The following is a 19,414-nucleotide window of genomic DNA, read 5'->3' as shown; positions in this document are numbered from 1 at the left end:
AAAATTTACGATTTGAGGAGTCGATCAATCAAATGTTATTCAAGAGCCTGCACAGGGGCGTGCTGCTTACGCTGACTTTGCTGGTATTTTTGCTGCTTGCAGCTTGTGGTCCGAAGAGCAGCGGAAGTATCGTCAAAGGTAAAGTGAATGTGATTACTACTTTTTATCCCATATATGAATTTGCCAGTGAGATTGGCGGGGATGATATTAATGCCATCAACCTGCTGCCAGTGGGCGTAGAGCCGCATGATTGGACACCGCGCAGCCAGGATATTATCAATACCTCCAAAGCTCAGCTCTTCCTGTATAATGGTGCCGGGCTGGAAGGCTGGGTGCCGAATTTCCTCAAGAGTCTGGACAGTGACAGCGAGGTCAAAGCAACCCAGGTCAGCAAGGGCGTTGATTATATTATGTCTGATGAGGAAGACGGGCATGATCATGGAGGAGAAGGTGAAGCAGAGGCAGAAGTAAGTGCGGATACACTGCATACGGACCCTCATACTTGGGTAAGTCCGAAGTCAGCGCTGATCATGGCAAAGAATATAAAAGAAAGTCTTCAGTCCGTGGACCCCTCACATAAGGATGGTTATGAAGAACGTTATAACAAGCTTGCCGAACGTTTAGAGACGCTGGATCGTAAATTCACCTTGGAGCTGACGAAGCTGCCCAATCATGAGATTGTGGTTTCCCATCAGGCCTTTGCTTATCTGGCCCGCGACTATGGTTTGAAGCAGCATGCCATTATGGGGCTGTCGGCTGATGCGGAGCCGCGAAGTCAGGACTTGCTTAAGCTTGCTGATTTGGTGAAGAAGAAGGGTATCCGCTACATTTTTTTCGAGGAGCTGGTGTCTGACAAACTGGCGAAAACCCTCGCAGGGGAAGCCGGGGTATCCACGATGGTGCTCAATCCGGTTGAGGGACTGACAGAGGCGCAAGAGAAGAATGGGGACAACTACTTTACATTGATGGAGAAAAATTTGCAAAATCTCATTCTGGCCTTACAATAAAAAGGAAAGTATAAGTGAAAGGCGGTACTCACATGCAATCGGTATCCCTGGACTGCCATCAGCATATGATCGAAATACAGGATTTATCCTTTTCCTATGGAGAGCAGAAGGTAATTACAGACCTCAATTATACCGTGAAGGAACGGGATTTCCTGGGCATTATTGGTTCGAACGGCGCCGGTAAAACCACGCTTCTGAAAATGATTGTCGGCCTGCTCCCTGCAACAAGCGGTGAAATTAAGTTGTTCGGACAGACGGTCAGAAAATTCAAGGATTGGGAACGGATCGGCTATGTGCCGCAGAAGAATGTATTCAATCCTCTGTTCCCTGCGACGGTGCGGGAGGTAGTGTTGTCCGGACTATATAATAACAAAAACCTGATCCGCAGAATATCCAAGGCGCAGCAGCAGAAATGCGACGATGCGCTGGAAGTGATGCGGATCCAGGACATCGCGGAGAAAAGAGTCGGTCAGTTGTCCGGCGGCCAGCAGCAGCGCGTCTTTTTAGCCCGGGCGCTGATTAATCATCCCGATCTGCTGATTCTGGACGAACCTACGGTCGGCATTGACGCCGAAACTCAGGCCGGATTCTTCGAATTGATTATGCATATGCATGCGCATCACCACATGACATTCCTGATGGTGTCGCATGACATAGACATGATCAAGAATTATCTGGGTAAGGACCCTGTGCAAAAAAACGGCAAAATCAATTTCTACTGCCGTCACTCTCATGACGCACAGGATTGCGCAGTAGATAACCTGCAGCATACACTTTCCTAGACTACTGCTTAGCTCAGGTCGTCCATAGTACAACATAGGACGACCTGGTCTTTGCTCTAGTCTTTTGGATTTACGTTCTTAATCTTTAATTCAAATCTTGAAGCTCTATCTTGAAGCTCTATCTTGAAGCTCTTAGTCTTTACTCGGACCTAGATCCCGTATGGGTATAGCGTGTCCCGTTCAGGGACGAAAAGCGATCCTTCCTCTCACGTCTCCAATCACAATCTAACTGTTCACTTACGCCTGTTGCACTTAGCCGGGTGTCCAGAGGGCAGAGCCCTTGGGGCCCTCCCTTGGAAGGGAGGGTTTGGGAGGGATCGAAAAGATTTTGAAATCGCTTTTTGAAATAAAGATTCGCTAAGTATTTGATACTCAGAGGAGATACTTATCTTGGACATTCTATTCAGTGATTTTTTTCAGCGGGCGCTTGCAGGCGGGCTCATGATTGGCATTACCGCCCCGCTCATTGGTGTGTTTCTGGTGCTGCGCCGCTTGTCCATGATCGGTGATACACTGGCACATGTGACGATCGCAGGGGTTGCGCTCGGGTTCTTGACAGGTTTCTACCCGCTGGGGGCGGGGCTGATCTTTGCGGTAATGGCGGCATTCGCCATCGAGAAGCTGCGCAAAGCATACAAAAGCTACGCCGAGCTATCGATCGCCATCATTATGTCAGGCGGTGTAGCGTTGGCTTCGCTTTTTTTCACCTTGGGCAAAGGGTATAATGCGGATGTGATGAGCTACTTGTTCGGCAGCATTTATACACTCGATAATACCGATCTCATAGTAGTGGGTATTGTGACCGTTGCGGTTGTGGTTGTGGTGACCCTGTTCTTCAAAGAATTTTTCCTGCTTAGCTTTGAAGAGGATGCGGCCAGCGTAAGCGGCCTGCCTGTAAAGCTGCTTAATATGCTGATTACAGTTCTAACAGCTCTTGTCATCAGTACGGCCATCAAAATTGTCGGCTCACTGCTGGTGTCCGCCTTGCTGACCATTCCCGTGGCAATCAGCCTATTGCTCTCGCGGAGCTTCAAGTCCTCGGTCATGCTGTCGGTTATCATTGCTGAAATTGCGGTTGTGGGAGGGCTGGTGGTTGCGGGAATTTGGAATCTTGCACCTGGTGCGACGATTGTCCTGCTGCTGATTGCGCTGCTGACCCTGACCCTGATCGGTAAAAAAGGGCTGCCAGCGTAAAACAGCCTGTGGGAGTATCCGTTCATACGAAGTGACCCCTAACCCGGAAGGAGAGAAGCCACTTTGTCCAACCTGAATGCCGGAATTGCTTTTGCCGCGGGGGTTGCGTCGTTTATATCTCCATGCTGTCTGCCGCTATACCCGTCATATCTGTCCTATATCACCGGTTTGTCCGTTCAGGAATTAAAAGCAGGCAGCAATACCCGAAAGGCCCGGTTTCGCACCTTAAGCCATACGTTGGCTTTTATTCTTGGATTGTCTGCGGTTTTCTATACGATCGGTTTTGGAGCCGGTTTGTTTGGAGAAGTATTCCAGGAACAGCGCGACCTGATCCGTCAATTATCGGCTATTCTTGTGATATTGATGGGGCTGTTCCTATTAGGCATCTTTCAGCCGAAGTTTCTCCTAAGGGAACATAAACTCAATATGAAGTGGAAACCTGCAGGATATTTAGGTTCATTCATTCTGGGAATTGGCTTCTCGGCAGGCTGGTCTCCGTGCATTGGGCCGATCCTGACGCCGATCATTGCGCTTTCAGCCAGCGATCAGGGGGCCTGGTTTACGCTGATTACTGCCTATTGCATCGGGTTTGCGCTTCCTTTCTTTGTACTGGCCTTCTTCCTCGGGGGAGCCCGGCGGATTCTTAAATATTCCAATCTGCTTATGAAGGCAGGCGGTGGACTCATGATTTTCATGGGACTATTGCTGTTCACAGATCAGATGTTCCGCATCACCATATGGCTGCAAGGAATCACACCTGACTGGTTAAAATTTTAGGTGAAATAATCGATCCCCGCTTCCGGAAAATGTTCGAAAATCCGCTCTGTGATAAATTCCCGCAGGGCGGTTTGCTGTTCATCGGGATAAACGTATTTATACTGGCCCCAGCGGCCCCATTTCTTTTTGCGTTTCTCGATGTCCATTTCCAGTTTCGATTTCGGATAACGCTTCTCGATGACGGTCTTAGCCGTCTTGGTGAACCGGTGCTGAATCATCTCAAAAGTGAGGCCTTTGCCCGTCTCCGGCGGCAGCGTCTTAGCCAGCTTCTCAAGCAGTTCGGCATAGCCTTCCTGCCAGCCCTCATGCCAAATGATCGGAGCGATGATGAAGCCAAGCGGATACCCTGCACGGGCGATTTTTCCGGCAGCTTCAATCCGTTCCTCGAAGCGTGAGGTCGCCGGCTCAAAATTTTTAATTACATAATCGGCGTTTACGCTGAAACGGACCCGGGTATGTCCGTTATGCTTCAAATGGAGCAGCGGCTCGACATGCTGGTATTTGGTAACAAAACGCAATCTTCCCAGCGGCTCTTCTGCCATGAAGTTGATTAGTTCTGCAAGAGAACCTGTGATATGCTCAAGCCCCAGTGGGTCAGAGGTACATGCTGCTTCAAAAGAAGTAATCTCTGGAGCGCGCTCCTCAATATACTTTTTGGCAGCGCCGATGATATCCTCTGTATTTACATAGACACGGATATACGGCTTGGCACCCAGCGTTGTCTGCAGGTAGCAGTAATGACAATGCCCCATACAACCGGTGGCAATAGGAATTGCATAGTCGGCAGAGGGCTTGGACTGGTCGAAGGTTAAGGTTTTGCGGATGCCCACTACGAGGGTCCGTTTGGCAATTTTATATTGCTCGACCTCCGTTTCTCCCGGAAGATTCGTGATCCGGTTGTGTGAGGTAGTCATGCGGTATGGGATATTCTGTGATTTGACCCATTCCATAATCCGCGCGCCTTTGGGGAACTTTAGTGCCTCCGGCTCAAAAAAAACAAGTTCTGGAATAAACAGTCCGGTGGGCTTTCTTGGTTTCTTGGCGGAAGGGCGTTCAGGCACTGCTAAAGTCATGAATTCACGCTCCTTATGAATGAGGATATGGTTATTGTGCCGAACAAAGGCCTGCGGAAACCGTGGTAAACATCGCTAATGGATGCGGGAACTGTGTCGCAGGACTTGCCAAGGAGCGGCAGAAACATGTATCATTGTTAGAGCAAGGTTGGCCCCCGCGCCACGCTCATTATAGAAAAGAGGTAAAGTTTAATGCCAACACCCAGCATGGAGGATTATTTGGAGCGCATATACAAGCTCATCGACGAGAAGGGTTATGCGCGGGTCTCGGATATTGCCGAGGGACTGGAAGTACACCCCTCCTCTGTGACCAAGATGATCCAAAAACTGGATAAGGACGAATATCTCATCTATGAGAAATATCGTGGGCTTGTCCTAACAAGCAAAGGGAAAAAAGTGGGAAAACGTCTCGTTGACCGTCACCAGCTGCTGGAGGAATTTCTCGGCCTCATCGGAGTGCAGCAGGAGCATATTTATAAGGATGTCGAAGGAATCGAGCATCATTTGAGCTGGGACTCCATTACGCGTATTGAGACGCTAGTGGAGTATTTTCGCCGTGATGAAGCGCGCCTGCAGACCTTATACGATATTCATCTTGAACTCGTCAGCGACTCATAAATGATGCAGTTTTTGTATGTATACCGCAACCTTTCCAGTTTTTTTACGTCATAACGGGTAACGTTCTTTTTTTGTTTTCAGGACTCCGTTTGACAAGTGAAACGGCCGTCTCCCTTTAACAAGGACGAGAGGGCCGTTTTCTTTTGTTTATACCACAATCTTATATTATACCGGGGAGGAAATATGAACTACCGTAAATGGATGCTAGGAGTGTTAGTGTTGTTGTTGTGCCTGCCTATAGGGATGACCGGCGTTAGAGCAGCGGCCCTGCAAATCACGATTGAGCTGGATGGTGAGACGCTAAGCCCTGATGTGCCGCCTTATATTACATCATCGAATGTAACTATGGTGCCTGCAGGTGTAGTCAGCAAGGGGCTGGGTGCAGCAGTAGAATGGGATCAGAACACCAGGACGGCGACGATCAGCAAAGGGGAGAACGTACTTAAACTGACCAGCGGCTTAAAGACTGCACTTGTCAATGATAACGCAGTAGGCCTGGATACCTCGGTACAAATTGTGCAAGGACGGGTGATGGTTCCTCTGCGCTTCGTGAGTGAACAGCTTGGGCTGCAGGTGGTATGGAATCAGGCAGCTAAACATATCGCGCTATATTCTAACGCCGAGATTGGCGGACCCTCCACACCGTCAGTGCCTGCAGTGCCAACACCAAGCGTACCAACTCCGACCATGCCGAAACCGACGGTACCACCAACACCGACGGTTCCTTCAATTCCTGGGGCGAAGACGTCCAAAGAAATGAAGGGTGCCTGGATCTCCACAGTGTTCAATCTGGACTGGCCGTCTACATCTTCAGCAGGCAATGAGACCAAGCAGAAGAAGGAGTTCGACACTTTGCTGGACAAGCTGCAAAGTGCCGGATTTAACGCTGTATTCGTACAGGTCAGACCCTCTGGCGACAGCCTGTATCCTTCTGTGCTCGTTCCCTGGTCCAAGGTGCTGACCGGGACGCAGGGTAAGAATCCGGGTTATGATCCACTGGAATATATGGTCAGTGCCACCCACAACCGAGGCATGCAGTTCCATGCCTGGTTCAATCCGTTCCGTGCGACTACAGATGCCAGCACGTCAGGCCTGGCCAGTAATCATGTGGCGAAAGCCCATCCGGAGTGGGTCGTCTCAGCAGAGAACAAGCTCTACATCAATCCAGGTATTCCTGAAGCGCGTCAGCATATCATCGATACCGTAATGGAAGTGGTAAAAGGATATGACATTGATGGCGTTCATCTGGATGATTATTTTTATCCATCCGGTGTATCTTTTGCCGACGACGAGGCATTCAAGGCCTATAATCCCAAAGCGATCAGCTCCAAAGGGGATTGGCGAAGGGATAATATCAACGATTTCATCAGCCGGCTGGGTCAAGCGATTCATGGAGTGAAGTCCAATGTCTCTTTTGGTGTCAGCCCGTTTGGGGTCTGGCGCAACAAGAAAGCCGACAGTACCGGTTCCGACACCACGGCAGGTGTATCTGCTTATGATGACATGTATGCAGATACGCGGACCTGGATACGCAGCGGCTGGATCGACTATATTGCACCGCAAATTTATTGGAGCCTGTCCTTCAGTGCCGCCCGTTATGATAAGCTGGTGGACTGGTGGGTGAATGAGGTGAAGGGTACGGGAGTCAAGCTGTACATAGGACAGGCCACCTACAAAGTAGGAACCGACAAAAGTGCCGAATGGCAAAGCGGAGAACAGATTATCAACCAGCTGAAATATAATGAGAAATATGATGAGGTAGCCGGCAGCATTATGTTCAGAGCGAATGATATTGTGACCCGTGATCCATTTGGATTAGCCAGTTTACTGACCTTTTATTTCAAGTCATGAAAATTCCCCCGTGCTCATAGATAAGCTATAGGATCTATGGAACGGGGGATTGCTGTCTATGGAGATCAATGCCGTGTTTGAAGGCGGGGGTGTCAAAGGGATCTCGCTCGCAGGAGCAGTTCAAGCTTCAGAGCGGGCGGGGGCGGTGTTTAAGCGGGTGGCGGGAACCTCTTCAGGCTCCATCATCGCCTCGCTGCTTGCGGCAGGTTATGACGGGGAGGCGATGAGCCGGATCATTAAGGGAACAAGCTTTTCCTCTTTTTTGAAACGGGGAGCGCTCTACAATACGGCTTATGTGGGCCCTGCAGTGCGCGTGTTGATCAAAAAAGGGCTGTATTCCGGAGAGGCACTGGAGTCGTGGATACGGGGGATTCTGAAGGAAAGGGGGCTTGTCACCTTTGGGGATTTGCCCCGCGGCAAGTTATCTATTATCGCTTCCGATATTACAAATGGGCGTCTTATTGTACTGCCTGATGACTTGGAACAGTATGGTATATCACCGGAAGGCTTCGAGGTATCCAAAGCTGTGCGGATGAGCTGCAGTATTCCGTATTTTTTTGATCCGGTGAGGCTGCGGCTGAGCGGAGAGGCAGCCAAGGGTAAGCCATTTGCCGACCAATTTGTCTATATGGTGGACGGGGGCCTGCTCAGTAACTTTCCGCTGTGGCTGTTCGATGAGAAAGAAGAAGGCTTCAAGAGCCCTGGACGCAGAGTTCCAACCGTAGGCTATCAGCTGATCGGCAGAACAGAACCGCAGCCCCATCGGATTACGGGACCATTCAGCATGCTGCAGGCGATGGTAGGCACCATGTTATCCGCCCATGATGAACGATACATTGAAACTGAGAAATTTGTGCGTACGGTCAAAATCCCCACCTTGGGCATCTCGATGACTCAATTTAATATCTCAACAGAGAAAAGTGACGAGCTTTATACCGCAGGGTACAAGGCTGGGGAGGATTTTTTCAAAAATTGGCGGCCGATTCCGAAGCCAACGATTTTCTAATAGGCTTATTAGTATAAAAAAAGGCCTTTCCACATTAGCTATAACGTGGAAAGGCCTTTTGAAATCTATCTTTTAGAGGACGGAGAAGCTTCTAATGATATTTGGGAAGCTGCTCGTCGTTCTTCCCCTTGCTGCCTTCAATCACCTGAAACGGATAGGTCTTGCGTTTCCCCGTTGTAACTGGCTGCGTCTTGCGAAGACCGGCGACCTTGGCCATGGTTTTTTGCGAAGGTTTTACTTTGGTTTTGGATCTGCCAGAACCCTGTCCATAGCCCGTCTTAGCTGACCGGTAAGCATAAAACACAATCCCTAAAAGCAGTAACGGTATAATCAAAGACGTCAGTGCCCGGAACCCAAACATCATAAACTGTGATACTAGACCCAATACCGCAAGTGATACTGTTATCCAAAAAATCAAAGCATGTTTGATCATAGACCACTCATCCTTTCGCAGGATCCAAAATTCCGCCTGACACACTTGCTTCCGAATAAGCCCCTGCTTCGATTGCGGCATCCAGCTCCCGCATCCGGTTGAACGAGGCGATGGAGACCTCTACCATTTCATCTTTGGGTTCTTTGGTAGTGAGCAACTGCAGCCACAGTCCGGGATAGCCCAGGTACTTCAGTCCCGGAATATCTCTCACGGCATTGGTCCCTTTCAGAACCTCAAAGGAGATGCCGATTACGACCGGCAGCAGTACAATACGCTGCACTACACGTTCCACCAGGCTATCCCAAGGGAACACCGAGTAGATGATGACACCCAGGATGATCGTCAGCATCATGAAGCTGCTTCCGCAGCGGTAATGCAGACGACTGTATTTCTGGACATTCGCTACAGTGAGCTCTTCACCGGCTTCAAAAGCGCTGATGACCTTGTGCTCGGCACCATGGTACTGGAACAACCGCTTGACCACAGGAGTCTGGGAAATAGCCCAGAGATAGACGAGCAATAGAATCAGCTTAATTCCGCCTTCTACGAGGTTGTGCAGAATGTAGTTATCAAATGCATCCTTAAACAAAAAAGTTTCTACAAAGACAGGAACAAGGGTGAAGATCAGCTTGCCGAAGAGGAATGATAAAATACCCATAACTGCTACGCCAAAAATCATCCCCAGGCTCCAGCCCTCTTCCTTCTTCTTGGCTTTCTCCTGCTGTTTGGCTAGATCTTCAGGCTCTGCAGAATCCTCTGCATAGGATTCTGCAGAGTAATTCAAGTGTTTGGAGCCTTTGGCGCTGGAATCTATAATACTGACAAGGCCGCGGAGAAGCGGAATCTTGCGCAGCTTGACAACCCAGCTCTTATCGCTTCTCGGCACCTCCAAAAATGTGATTTCCTGATTCTTCCTTCTTACGGCTGTTACGTTAATATGCTTGCCGCCGAACATAACGCCTTCAATGACGGCCTGCCCGCCGTAACTTGGAGTTTCTTGGGACAACCAATTCACCTTCCCGTGTATTAATGTGATTTATATAATACATTGTAACTAATTTATGCTGACATTGCTAGTTGGATTGCCTTTTGCTGTACATACTAGGAACAGGGAGCAGAGAGACAGCAAAAGCATTCCATCCATTGAAAGTGAGGCAGCAGAATGAGCAAACCCTATACACAAAAATCGGAGCATACCAACCTATGGACTTTCTCCTTGGAACTGGGTTATTTCGCCGGACTGATCTGGGGAGGAGCGCGCTGGCTGATGTATGCCATGCATTTTACAAAAGTGCTCCCCGGATTTTTGGCCGAGCCTTTTTTTAAACATGATTTTTTGAAGACTTCGGCGGGACATCTTATAGGATATCTATTTTTTATTGCCTGTTCGGTTATAGCCACCTTGCTCTATGTACTGCTCTTCCGCAAGCTGAAGGGGCCGTGGCCAGGAATGATATACGGGGTGCTGTGGTGGTCGGTGATCTTCCTTGCCGGATCATGGCTGTTCCTCCAACAGCGGCCATTTCGGCTGCCGTGGAACTCCGTAATCAGTGAGTTCTGCATCTTTTTACTCTGGGGATTATTTATTGGATATACGGCGGCAATCGAGTATACGGATGAACGAAAACGTGAACAGCAGACAAAGCTTGCCTGAACGCCCGAAAAAACTTCTCAAGGGCATGACCCTATGTTAAAATACAATGTGGCTATTTCGAGAGGAGAATGAAAATGGGCAACAAGCGTGTCTCCAAGCTGCGGAAGGTTTTGCAGGAACAGGGATTGGATGCAATCTTAATAACCAGCGGCATTAACCGCCGCTATTTGAGCGGATTCACCGGTTCTTCCGGTTATGTTCTGGTTACTGGCGATGACAGCTATCTGCTGACAGACTTCAGGTATATGACGCAGGCGGCGGAACAGGTAACAGGCATGAAGATTGTTCAGCATGGTTCGAAGTTTATTGACACTGTCCGCGAGCTGCTGCAGGGTGCGGATGTCCGTATCGGCTTCGAGCAGGATGATGTGACTTTCAGTGCCTATACAGCTTATGCGGCTGCATTGCAGCCGGCGGTGCTGGTGCCGGTCTCCAAGGCTGTAGAGAATCTGCGGGCGTTCAAGGATGAAGACGAACTGGCGGTTATGCAGCGTGCGGCCGATCTGGCGGATGCTACGTTCAGCCACATCCTGAATGTGATCAAGCCCGGCATGACTGAACGTGACGTGGATCTTGAAATGGAATTCTACATGCGCACCCACGGCGCAACCTGTTCTTCGTTCGATACGATTGTCGCTTCCGGTGAACGGTCGGCGATGCCGCATGGTGTGGCAAGCAGTAAGGTCATTCAGAACAATGAATTCGTAACCTTCGATTTCGGTGCACTGCTGGACGGCTACTGCTCGGACGTAACTCGTACCATAGCTTTGGGTTCTCCGGACCCCAAGCTGAAAGAAATTTACGATATTGTGCTTGAAGCTCAGCTCCATACGCTGGCAAATATCAAGCCGGGAATGACCGGACGGGAGTGCGATGCGTTGGCGCGTGATATTATCACCCGCTATGGCTATGGGGAATATTTCGGACACAGCACAGGGCATGGTTTGGGTATGGAGGTTCATGAATACCCTCGGTTGTCCAAGCTGGCTGATGAAATTATGCAACCGGGCATGGTCGTTACTGTGGAGCCGGGCATTTACTTGTCCGGACTTGGCGGTGTGCGGATCGAAGATGATATCGTAATCACCGAGAGCGGTATTTCGCTGCTGACTCATTCTTCAAAGGATTATTTGGTACTGTAAGACTGCTTTAATCAGGTAAATTATTGATTCCAGGAGGGATTTTTAGTGATTTCAGTTAACGATTTCAAAACAGGCTTGACCGTAGAAGTAGAGGGTGATATTTTTACTGTCATCGATTTCCAGCATGTGAAGCCAGGTAAAGGTGCCGCATTCGTGCGCTCCAAGCTTAAGAACCTGCGCAACGGCAACACCGTTGAGCGTACCTTCCGTGCAGGTGAAACCATTGGCCGCGCCATCATCGAAAACCGTGGAGTACAATATCTGTATGCAAGCGGATCGGAGCATGTATTCATGGACAATGAAACCTACGATCAATTCGAGCTGTCCGCCAAACAATTGGAATGGGAGCTTAACTTCCTCAAAGAAAATATGACCGTAAATATCGTCAGCTTCAAAGGTGAGATCCTAGGTATTAACCTGCCTACCAGCGTTGAACTGAAGGTTACCGAAACAGAACCGGGCGTTAAAGGGAACACGGCGCAAGGCGCAACCAAAGCGGCTGTACTGGAAACAGGCCATACGGTTCAGGTTCCGCTGTTCATCAATGAAAACGATGTTCTGCTGGTTGATACACGTGAAGGTAAATACATTTCCCGCGCGTAGGAACTTCCCAGAGCAGAGATGCCATTTTTTCTACACCAGCCTCCCCGCATATGCGGAGGGGCTTTTTTGGTACTATTCGGTTAGGCAGAAACTGTGTTGAGATTAGAATTTTTCTGAAACCATTAACGCATGAGGTGTTTTTCGTATTATACTGGTTTAAAGCACGAAATTAATTCTAGGCTGTTACATAGACCGAAATAGGGAGTGAAATGGACTTTGTCACTTTATGTCATGAAATTCGGAGGCAGCTCCGTCGGCGACATTGAACGAATGAAACGCGTTGCGGGGCGCATCGCAGCCAAGCAGGATGAGGGTCACCGCTGTGTTGTGGTTGTATCCGCTATGGGAGATACTACGGATGAATTGATCGATCAGGCCAAGCAGCTGAACGGGCAGCCGCCTGCACGCGAAATGGATATGCTAATGACCACCGGAGAACAAATCTCAGTGGCACTGCTCTCCATTGCCCTGCATGGGATTGGCCGCAGCGCTGTATCCTATACAGGATGGCAGGCAGGCTTTCGGACGGACGAGACACATGGCCGGGCACGGATCAATGAAATCGTTCCACGTCGCGTCCTAGAGTCACTGGAGCGTGAACAGATTGTAATTGTGGCCGGTTTTCAGGGGATGACCCTGGACGGTGAGATTACCACACTGGGCCGTGGAGGCTCGGATACCACAGCAGTAGCGTTGGCCGCTGCCATCAAAGCGGATGTCTGTGAAATCTACACGGATGTGGACGGCATTTATTCAACGGATCCGCGTATTGTAAAGACAGCGCGCAAGCTGAAGGAAATCTCTTACGATGAGATGCTGGAGCTGGCTAATCTGGGAGCAGCTGTGCTGCATCCACGGGCTGTAGAATATGCGAAGCGATATCAAGTGAAGCTGGTCGTCAGATCGAGCTTTAATCATAATGAAGGTACTGTTGTGAAGGAGGAAGCAAGCATGGAGCAGGGTGTAGTAGTTAGCGGAATTGCTTATGACAAGAATGTGGCGCGGATTAGTATTTTGGGCGTGCCCGATGAGCCGGGTGTGCTGGCCCAGGTCTTCGGCAAGCTTGCCGAAGAGGGGGTTGACGTCGATATTATCGTACAGAGCGGTGTTCAGAACGAGAAGGCTGACTTCTCCTTTACCGTCGCACTGAGCGAGCTGGCGCATGCCAAAGAAGTGATCGAGGGGCTCCATAGCGCGCTTCCTTACCGCGAAGTCACTTCCGAGGATAATCTGGTCAAGGTATCCATTGTCGGCGCGGGGATGGTCAGCCATCCTGGTGTAGCGGCTCAAATGTTCGAAGTGATCTCCAAGGAAGGTGTGAGCATCAAGATGGTCAGCACCTCCGAGATCAAAGTGTCGTGTGTCATTGAGTCCAGCAATCTGCAAAAGATCATCCAGGCGCTTCACACCGCCTACAATCTGGATACAGAAGAGCAGGCATTTGTGGGTGGACCCAAAGACCGCCGCTAGAAGCCTTACTCATATGAAATGCCCCGAAGCCTTAATTGGCCTCGGGGCATTTTTTTATCCCAATCTTCTGAACCGGCCAACAATCTCCACAGTCTCCAATACGTTGACGAACGATTTGGGGTCTGTCTCAAGGATTGTCTTGCGCAGCTCTGCCAGTTCGTAGCGGGTGGTTACGGTCATGAGCATGGTATTGCCCTCGTGGCTGTATCCGCCTTCCGCATTGACTACAGTGACGCCATGGGGCAGACAAGTAAGACGGCTCAGCATCTTTTCGCGCTCCTTGGTGACAATGAAGCAGGTCAGCTTGATATGACGGATATGGATCATATCGACTACACGGCTTTTGACGAAAATACAGAGCATGGCGTACAGGGCGGAGTCCCAGCTTTTGAAGAAGCCCAGGCTCAGTATGACCAGTCCATCCATTACAAACAGTACTGTGCCCATCGGAATATCGCGTTTGCGGGTAATGATGGAGCCCAGGATATCAAATCCCCCGGAAGATCCTCCGGCACGAAGTGAGAAGCCTACCCCCCCTGCGATGATAACTCCGCCAAAGATACTTGCCAGAATAGGGTCTTTGGTCAGCTTGATTAACGGAATAATGTTGAGAAACCATGTGGTCGACACGACCGACAGCAGACTATAGCAGATGTATTTTTTTCCCACAGCGACAAAACCCCAAATCAGGATGGGCAGATTGATGGCGAAATAATACAGTGAAATGTACTTTGGATGGGTTAGATAACCGATGACGGATGCCGTTCCCGCAACTCCGCCGCTCAGTAGCTGATGCGGAATGAGGAACAGGCGCAGCCCGCTCGCTAACAGAAAGGCCGAGAAAATAATGATAGCGACTTCTTTGACTTGTTTGGCTACGGGCCCTGAAACGAGCGGCACTACAACATTGCGAACTTGCATGACATGAATCCCCTCTTCTTCCGATGTCTAAATAGTCTGTCCAACAACGAACACTTATATTTTCCAAATCAACTTATTTGAAACGTGCAAAATTTATTTTATCATACTGATGATATTTTTTTATAGAGGGGGGCACTATGATTTCTTTCACACTTTGATTGGTATAATCGTTCATTTCTTCTTGTCTAAAGCGAGCCCGTCCCGCATATCTATGGATAACAGCACGAAATATCGTGAGAATCCTAGGATAAGATTTTTGGAAAGGAGTGAAAAGGATTGGACAAGTATGTGAGCTGGATGGCAGCGCTGCGGTTGCTCTCGGGCAGTGTGGAAATAGCGGCGGCCCTGATCATGTTGAAGCTGAACCAGGTGGACAAGGCACTGGCGGTTAATTCCGGACTGGCTCTCGTAGGACCGACTATTCTGATTTTGACTACGGCGGTCGGTCTGACGGGGATGGCGCAGGAGCTGTCATGGGGCAAGCTTGGCTGGATTGGCTGCGGGGTAGCCTTTCTCTTAATCGGAATTCTAAAAAAATGATAGATGATAGTCATAAAGCACGCGTACAAGCATAAGTATGGATTAAAGCTATTAAAGAAGAGGACAACTTGGGGGTACTCTGCATGGCTAATGAATGGCTGCTATTGTTTCCTGAAAAAGTTAGGGCGCTGCTGAGAGGCTTACCGGCTCCGCTGCTCGAAAAAGTGGAAGAGATCCGCGTCCGCGAAGGACGTCCGCTGGAAATTAATTATTCCGGGGGCAAATACCATTTTCTCGGCCCAAGTGGAAGTCTGACGCTGAACCCTGAAGAAGCGTACAAGCCGGACCGGGAAGATGCGCACCGGCTGCTGGACCTGATCAGCAATCATTCGCTCTATACAATGGAAGAGGAGCTTCGCAAGGGGTTCATTACGATCCCCGGGGGGCACCGGATTGGATTGGCCGGGCGGACTGTGCTGAGCGGCGGGGGCGTGGAGCATCTACGGGACATTACCGGTTTCAATGTGCGAATTGCACGGGAGGTGCCGGGCATTGCCGACGGCGTTCTGCCTTACCTGCTCGACAAGGGCCGGCAGCGGATCATGCATACGCTGATTCTCTCGCCGCCGCAGCATGGCAAAACCACTTTGCTGCGCGATCTTGCCAGACAGATCTCAGCAGGTGGAAAGAACGTGCGAGAGGGCAGCCGGCCCGGTCTGAAGGTCGGCATCGTTGACGAACGCTCTGAAATCGCCGGCAGCCGCCGCGGCATTCCCGCTTTTGATGTCGGACCCCGGACAGATATCCTCGACGGGTGCCCCAAAGCCGAAGGCATGATGATGATGATCCGTTCGCTCTCGCCCGATGTGCTGATCGCCGATGAGATCGGCCGCCTTGAGGATGCCGAAGCGGTGACCGAAGCGCTGCACGCGGGCATCTCGGTCGTAGCTTCGGCTCACGGCAAGGAAGTATCCGAGCTGGCCCGGCGGCCCGGCCTGGGCGCACTCTTGGAGCATCGGATGTTCGAGCGCTATGTCATCCTGCACCGGGCAGAAGCGGGATTGACCTTCCGGATATTGGACGGGCAGAAGCGCAGCCTGCTGCTGGTCTCGCCTGGGGAAGCGCTGGGCGGTGAACGCCATGCTTAAGCTCTTCGGAGCGGTGCTTATCGTCCTGGCAGGCACGCTGGCCGGCTTCAAGCGGGCTGCACAGTATGCAGACAGGCCGCGGCATATCAGAGGCCTGATTGCAGCCCTGCAGCGGCTGGAGACCGAGATTCAGTACGGCTATACCCCGCTGCCGGAAGCGCTGCGCCGCATCGGGATGCAGTCGAAGGAGCCGCTGAAAGCTTTTTTCACCACTGCGGCCGTGGAGATGAGCCCCCCGCTGGACCGGAGCGCCGAAGAAGCGATCTCGAAGGCGATGGAGGAGCACTGGAAGGCGGCTTCGTTGAAAGGCACGGAGAAGGAGATACTCCGTCAGCTCAGCTGCACGCTGGGCACAAGCGACAGATCGAATCAGAGCACTCACATCGCGCTGGCTTTGCAGCAGTTGAAACAGGAGGAGACAGTGGCCAGAGAAGATCAGGGCAAATATGAAAAAATGAGCAAAAGCCTGGGTCTGCTGCTTGGAGCATTGATCGTCATATTGATCTTTTAGCGAGGTGCCAGGAATGAATATTGAAGTCAACGCAATCTTCCAAATTGCCGGCATCGGCATCATTATCGCCATGATCCACACGGTGCTAAAGCAGATGGGCAAGGAAGACATCGCCCACTGGGTAACCATTGTCGGCTTTATCATCGTGTTGTTTATGGTCATCCGCATGCTGGACGGCCTGCTCCAGGAAATTAAAACGATTTTTCTTTTTCAATAGGCCAAGGCTATGGAAATCATTCAAGTGGTGGGAATTGGGCTCTTGTCGACGGTCCTGATACTCGTACTAAAGGAACAAAAGCCGATGTTCGCCTTCCTGCTGACCACTGCCGCAGGCATTCTGATCTTCCTGTTCCTGATCGGCAAGATCGGAACGATTCTGGGGACGCTGGAGCGGGTGGCGGAGTCCTCGGGAATGGAAATGATCTACATCAAAACCGTATTCAAAATTATCGGGATTTCCTACATCGCAGAGTTTGGAGCGCAGATTGTGCGCGATGCCGGGCAGGAATCCATTGCTTCCAAGATAGAGCTGGCCGGCAAGGTGCTGATTATGGTGCTGGCCGTGCCGATTATCAGCATTATTATCGAGACGGTGATGAAGCTTCTGCCGGCATGAGCTAGCCACTTGACGGCAGAAGAAGTTAGAAGCAGAGCGGGGGAAAGGGTATGTGCGTGCGCAATGTTTTTCGGCCACCAAAACTAAAAACAATCCTGCTCCTTCTGCCCTTCCTCTTGTTGCTGCTGTGGGGCTCAGGAACGGCCTTTGCAGCCCCCACTACACCACCTACACCTTCACCGCAGCCCTCAGCTCAGGGAGGTTCTTCCGCAGTAGACCACTGGGTGAAGGGGCAGGTGCAGAATCTGCCTACAGGCGAGGTAGAGTCATACTGGAATCAGCTGATGAAGGACTACGGGGGATTTTTTCCGGAAGGCAAAACACCTTCGCTGATGGATATGCTGCTTCCGGGAGACAACGGCCTAAGCTTCAAAAGCGTAATGTCCGGCCTGACCTCCTACATGTGGCATGAGGTGCTATTCAATGGCAAGCTGCTGGTAACGATCGTTATGATCAGTGTGCTCAGCATGATTCTTGAGACCCTGCAGACCGCTTTTGAACGCAAATCGGTTAGCAAAATCGCCTATATGCTCTGTTACATGGTTGTGCTGGTCATTGCCGTGAACAGTTTTAATGTAGCTATAGGATATGCAAAGGATGCCATCGACCATATGTCTGACTTCATGATGGCCATGATCCCGCTGCTGTTCGCGCTGCTGGCATCCATGGGGAATATCGTGACAGTCTCCGTCACCCATCCGCTGATTGTATTCATGATCCATACCGTGAGCACGCTCATTCATACCGTGATTTTCCCGCTGTTCTTCTTCTCGGCGGTGCTGCATCTGGTGAGCGCGATGTCGGAGAAATACAAGTTAACCCAGCTCGCCAATCTGCTGCGAAATGTCGGTGCCGGACTGCTGGGTGTACTGCTGACCGTGTTTCTTGGAGTCATCTCCGTCAGGGGAATTACCAGTTCGGTGACGGATGGAGTAACCCTCCGCGCCGCCAAATATATTACAGGAAACTTTGTGCCGGTCATCGGCAAAATGTTCGCGGATGCCACCGATACGGTGATTTCTGCATCGCTTCTGGTGAAGAACGCCATCGGGCTTTCAGGTGTCATTATCATTTTGTTCCTTTGCGCATTTCCGGCCATTAAAATACTCGTGCTCGCCCTCATCTACAACGTGGCTGCAGCCGTAATGCAGCCCTTGGGCGAGACGCCGATTGTTACTTGTCTGCAGACGATCGGCAAGAGCATGATCTACGTGTTCGCGGCACTGGCCGCCGTATCGCTCATGTTCTTCCTGGCCGTCACGATTATGCTGACCGCCGGAAATGTCACCGTCATGATGAGGTGAGGCACAAACTGTAGGGAGGAAAGACAATGACCTGGTTGGGCGGTTGGCTTAGGGAACTTATTCTGGTGGTGCTGCTGGCCGCTTTTGTGGAAATGCTGCTGCCTAGCAAATCCATGGAGCGGTATGCCAGGCTGGTGCTTAGCCTTCTGGTGCTGCTGACCCTGCTTAGCCCGATTGTGGCCCTGCTGAAGGGGGATGTCACCGGAGAGCTTAGCCTGGCTATGAATCAGCAGGAGAAGAAAGGCGGAGTGTTCTCGGGAGCAGGGAAAGGAGCCGGTTCTCTGGAGAAGATTCTGGCAGACGGCCGGGTGCTGGCGGCAGGAGCGCAGGAGCAGAGCCTGAAGCTAGCTGCTGAAGAGGTTGCCGGGCAGATGCGTAACCAGATTGCCGGGATCACTGGGGTGCAGGGTGCCAAGGTTACGGTGACACTGGGGATGGGAAAAGCCTCTGATACCACTCAGGGTGAAGCAGTGCCGGTGATAGCTTCGGTGAAGGTTTCTTTTCCACCAGCAGTCTCTGCCTCAGGCAGCGGCAGCGGGCCGGCGGCGGGCACAACAACAGGCTCCCCCTCAGAGTCAATTGGTATTACACCAGTAGAGCCGGTACAGGTTAATCTGGGCTCTGATACCGATGAGGATTCCGCTGCAGCATCCGCAACATCCTCACCTGACATACCGGAGGGCAGCAGTGCCACACCTGGAAAAGGGATGGACCAAGACCAAACCGAGTCGATCATCAAGCTGCTGGAGCAGAACTGGAATCTGAGCCGGGAAGTCATTCAGGTGCAGAAGAGCACTGCCGGAGAAGCAAAGCTGTAAACCTGA

The 19,414-nt window shown here is 50.8% G+C and carries 22 protein-coding genes; 18 read left to right on the top strand and 4 right to left on the bottom strand.

What is annotated here, in order from left to right; genetic code table 11:
• The first annotated feature begins 32 nt into the window (after positions 1–32).
• The 4 genes from A3848_RS12690 to A3848_RS12675 all read left to right on the top strand — a co-directional run bounded on the left by A3848_RS12690 (position 33) and on the right by A3848_RS12675 (position 3,760).
• Positions 33–1,007, top strand: a complete 975-nt coding sequence (locus A3848_RS12690; RefSeq protein WP_074085309.1) for a metal ABC transporter solute-binding protein, Zn/Mn family — start codon at positions 33–35, stop codon at positions 1,005–1,007.
• 32 nt (positions 1,008–1,039) lie between these two features.
• Complete coding sequence (locus tag A3848_RS12685) at positions 1,040–1,789, top strand: metal ABC transporter ATP-binding protein (protein ID WP_074085308.1); 750 nt, start codon at positions 1,040–1,042, stop codon at positions 1,787–1,789.
• A gap of 390 nt (positions 1,790–2,179) precedes the next feature.
• Positions 2,180–2,983 carry a metal ABC transporter permease gene (locus A3848_RS12680; protein WP_074085307.1) on the top strand — a complete coding sequence of 268 codons (804 nt, stop codon included), beginning with the start codon at positions 2,180–2,182 and terminating at the stop codon, positions 2,981–2,983.
• A gap of 63 nt (positions 2,984–3,046) precedes the next feature.
• Positions 3,047–3,760 carry a cytochrome c biogenesis CcdA family protein gene (locus tag A3848_RS12675; protein ID WP_074085306.1) on the top strand — a complete coding sequence of 238 codons (714 nt, stop codon included), beginning with the start codon at positions 3,047–3,049 and terminating at the stop codon, positions 3,758–3,760.
• Here the strand turns inward: A3848_RS12675 and splB are convergent.
• A complete protein-coding gene (gene splB / locus A3848_RS12670; RefSeq protein ID WP_074085305.1) occupies positions 3,757–4,833 on the bottom strand; it encodes a spore photoproduct lyase in 1,077 nt (358 codons plus the stop codon). The genes A3848_RS12675 and splB overlap by 4 nt on opposite strands.
• Positions 4,834–5,025: 192 nt before the next feature.
• Between splB and mntR the strand changes: the two genes are divergently transcribed.
• From mntR to A3848_RS12655, 3 genes are all read left to right on the top strand, one after another.
• Positions 5,026–5,451 (top strand): transcriptional regulator MntR, encoded by a 426-nt coding sequence (gene mntR, locus A3848_RS12665; RefSeq protein WP_019909637.1) that lies wholly within the window; start codon positions 5,026–5,028, stop codon positions 5,449–5,451.
• A 183-nt stretch (positions 5,452–5,634) separates the two neighbouring features.
• Complete coding sequence (locus A3848_RS12660; RefSeq protein ID WP_074085304.1) at positions 5,635–7,302, top strand: family 10 glycosylhydrolase; 1,668 nt, start codon at positions 5,635–5,637, stop codon at positions 7,300–7,302.
• Between the two features lie 58 nt (positions 7,303–7,360).
• Entirely contained in the window at positions 7,361–8,308 is a 948-nt protein-coding gene (locus A3848_RS12655; protein ID WP_074085303.1) for a patatin-like phospholipase family protein, read from the top strand.
• Between the two features lie 91 nt (positions 8,309–8,399).
• Here A3848_RS12655 and A3848_RS12650 read toward each other — a convergent pair whose 3' ends face one another.
• Both A3848_RS12650 and A3848_RS12645 read right to left on the bottom strand, forming a co-directional pair.
• Positions 8,400–8,741, bottom strand: coding sequence for a hypothetical protein (locus tag A3848_RS12650; RefSeq protein ID WP_074085302.1), 342 nt, complete (start codon positions 8,739–8,741; stop codon positions 8,400–8,402).
• Positions 8,742–8,748: 7 nt separating this feature from the next.
• Entirely contained in the window at positions 8,749–9,696 is a 948-nt protein-coding gene (locus A3848_RS12645; protein WP_143186213.1) for a DUF1385 domain-containing protein, read from the bottom strand.
• Between the two features lie 207 nt (positions 9,697–9,903).
• Between A3848_RS12645 and A3848_RS12640 the strand changes: the two genes are divergently transcribed.
• The 4 genes from A3848_RS12640 (at position 9,904) to A3848_RS12625 (ending at position 13,610) form a co-directional block, all read left to right on the top strand.
• Positions 9,904–10,395, top strand: a complete 492-nt coding sequence (locus A3848_RS12640) for a YqhR family membrane protein (protein WP_074085300.1) — start codon at positions 9,904–9,906, stop codon at positions 10,393–10,395.
• Positions 10,396–10,469: 74 nt separating this feature from the next.
• Positions 10,470–11,537, top strand: coding sequence for a M24 family metallopeptidase (locus A3848_RS12635; RefSeq protein ID WP_074085299.1), 1,068 nt, complete (start codon positions 10,470–10,472; stop codon positions 11,535–11,537).
• A gap of 45 nt (positions 11,538–11,582) precedes the next feature.
• Positions 11,583–12,140 (top strand): elongation factor P, encoded by a 558-nt coding sequence (gene efp / locus A3848_RS12630; protein WP_074085298.1) that lies wholly within the window; start codon positions 11,583–11,585, stop codon positions 12,138–12,140.
• A 216-nt stretch (positions 12,141–12,356) separates the two neighbouring features.
• Positions 12,357–13,610 carry an aspartate kinase gene (locus tag A3848_RS12625; protein WP_074085297.1) on the top strand — a complete coding sequence of 418 codons (1,254 nt, stop codon included), beginning with the start codon at positions 12,357–12,359 and terminating at the stop codon, positions 13,608–13,610.
• A gap of 54 nt (positions 13,611–13,664) precedes the next feature.
• Here the strand turns inward: A3848_RS12625 and A3848_RS12620 are convergent, their stop codons facing one another.
• Positions 13,665–14,531 (bottom strand): YitT family protein, encoded by an 867-nt coding sequence (locus tag A3848_RS12620; protein WP_074085296.1) that lies wholly within the window; start codon positions 14,529–14,531, stop codon positions 13,665–13,667.
• A gap of 276 nt (positions 14,532–14,807) precedes the next feature.
• Between A3848_RS12620 and A3848_RS12615 the strand changes: the two genes are divergently transcribed.
• From A3848_RS12615 to spoIIIAF, 7 genes are all read left to right on the top strand, one after another.
• Positions 14,808–15,071 carry a YqhV family protein gene (locus tag A3848_RS12615; RefSeq protein WP_371915991.1) on the top strand — a complete coding sequence of 88 codons (264 nt, stop codon included), beginning with the start codon at positions 14,808–14,810 and terminating at the stop codon, positions 15,069–15,071.
• 83 nt (positions 15,072–15,154) lie between these two features.
• Positions 15,155–16,159 carry a stage III sporulation protein AA gene (spoIIIAA, locus tag A3848_RS12610; protein ID WP_074085295.1) on the top strand — a complete coding sequence of 335 codons (1,005 nt, stop codon included), beginning with the start codon at positions 15,155–15,157 and terminating at the stop codon, positions 16,157–16,159.
• Positions 16,152–16,670, top strand: a complete 519-nt coding sequence (spoIIIAB, locus tag A3848_RS12605; RefSeq protein ID WP_074085294.1) for a stage III sporulation protein SpoIIIAB — start codon at positions 16,152–16,154, stop codon at positions 16,668–16,670. Before spoIIIAA ends, spoIIIAB begins: the two co-directional genes overlap by 8 nt.
• 13 nt (positions 16,671–16,683) lie before the next feature.
• Positions 16,684–16,887: a stage III sporulation protein AC gene (gene spoIIIAC / locus A3848_RS12600; protein WP_020426549.1), complete on the top strand. Its 204-nt coding sequence runs from the start codon at positions 16,684–16,686 to the stop codon at positions 16,885–16,887.
• Between the two features lie 9 nt (positions 16,888–16,896).
• Positions 16,897–17,286, top strand: coding sequence for a stage III sporulation protein AD (gene spoIIIAD / locus A3848_RS12595; protein WP_039875230.1), 390 nt, complete (start codon positions 16,897–16,899; stop codon positions 17,284–17,286).
• A gap of 50 nt (positions 17,287–17,336) precedes the next feature.
• The gene (spoIIIAE, locus tag A3848_RS12590) at positions 17,337–18,590 is read left to right on the top strand and encodes a stage III sporulation protein AE (RefSeq protein ID WP_074085293.1); all 1,254 of its coding nucleotides are present in this window, start codon (positions 17,337–17,339) and stop codon (positions 18,588–18,590) included.
• A gap of 26 nt (positions 18,591–18,616) precedes the next feature.
• A complete protein-coding gene (gene spoIIIAF, locus A3848_RS12585; RefSeq protein ID WP_074085292.1) occupies positions 18,617–19,408 on the top strand; it encodes a stage III sporulation protein AF in 792 nt (263 codons plus the stop codon).
• Positions 19,409–19,414 lie beyond the last annotated feature (6 nt).

Source organism: Paenibacillus sp. P32E (assembly GCF_001909085.1).
GTDB lineage: Bacteria > Bacillota > Bacilli > Paenibacillales > Paenibacillaceae > Paenibacillus_AQ > Paenibacillus_AQ helianthi.
The sequence above is the reverse complement of the archived record's forward strand: the minus strand, read 5'-3'. Positions and strand labels throughout refer to the sequence as shown.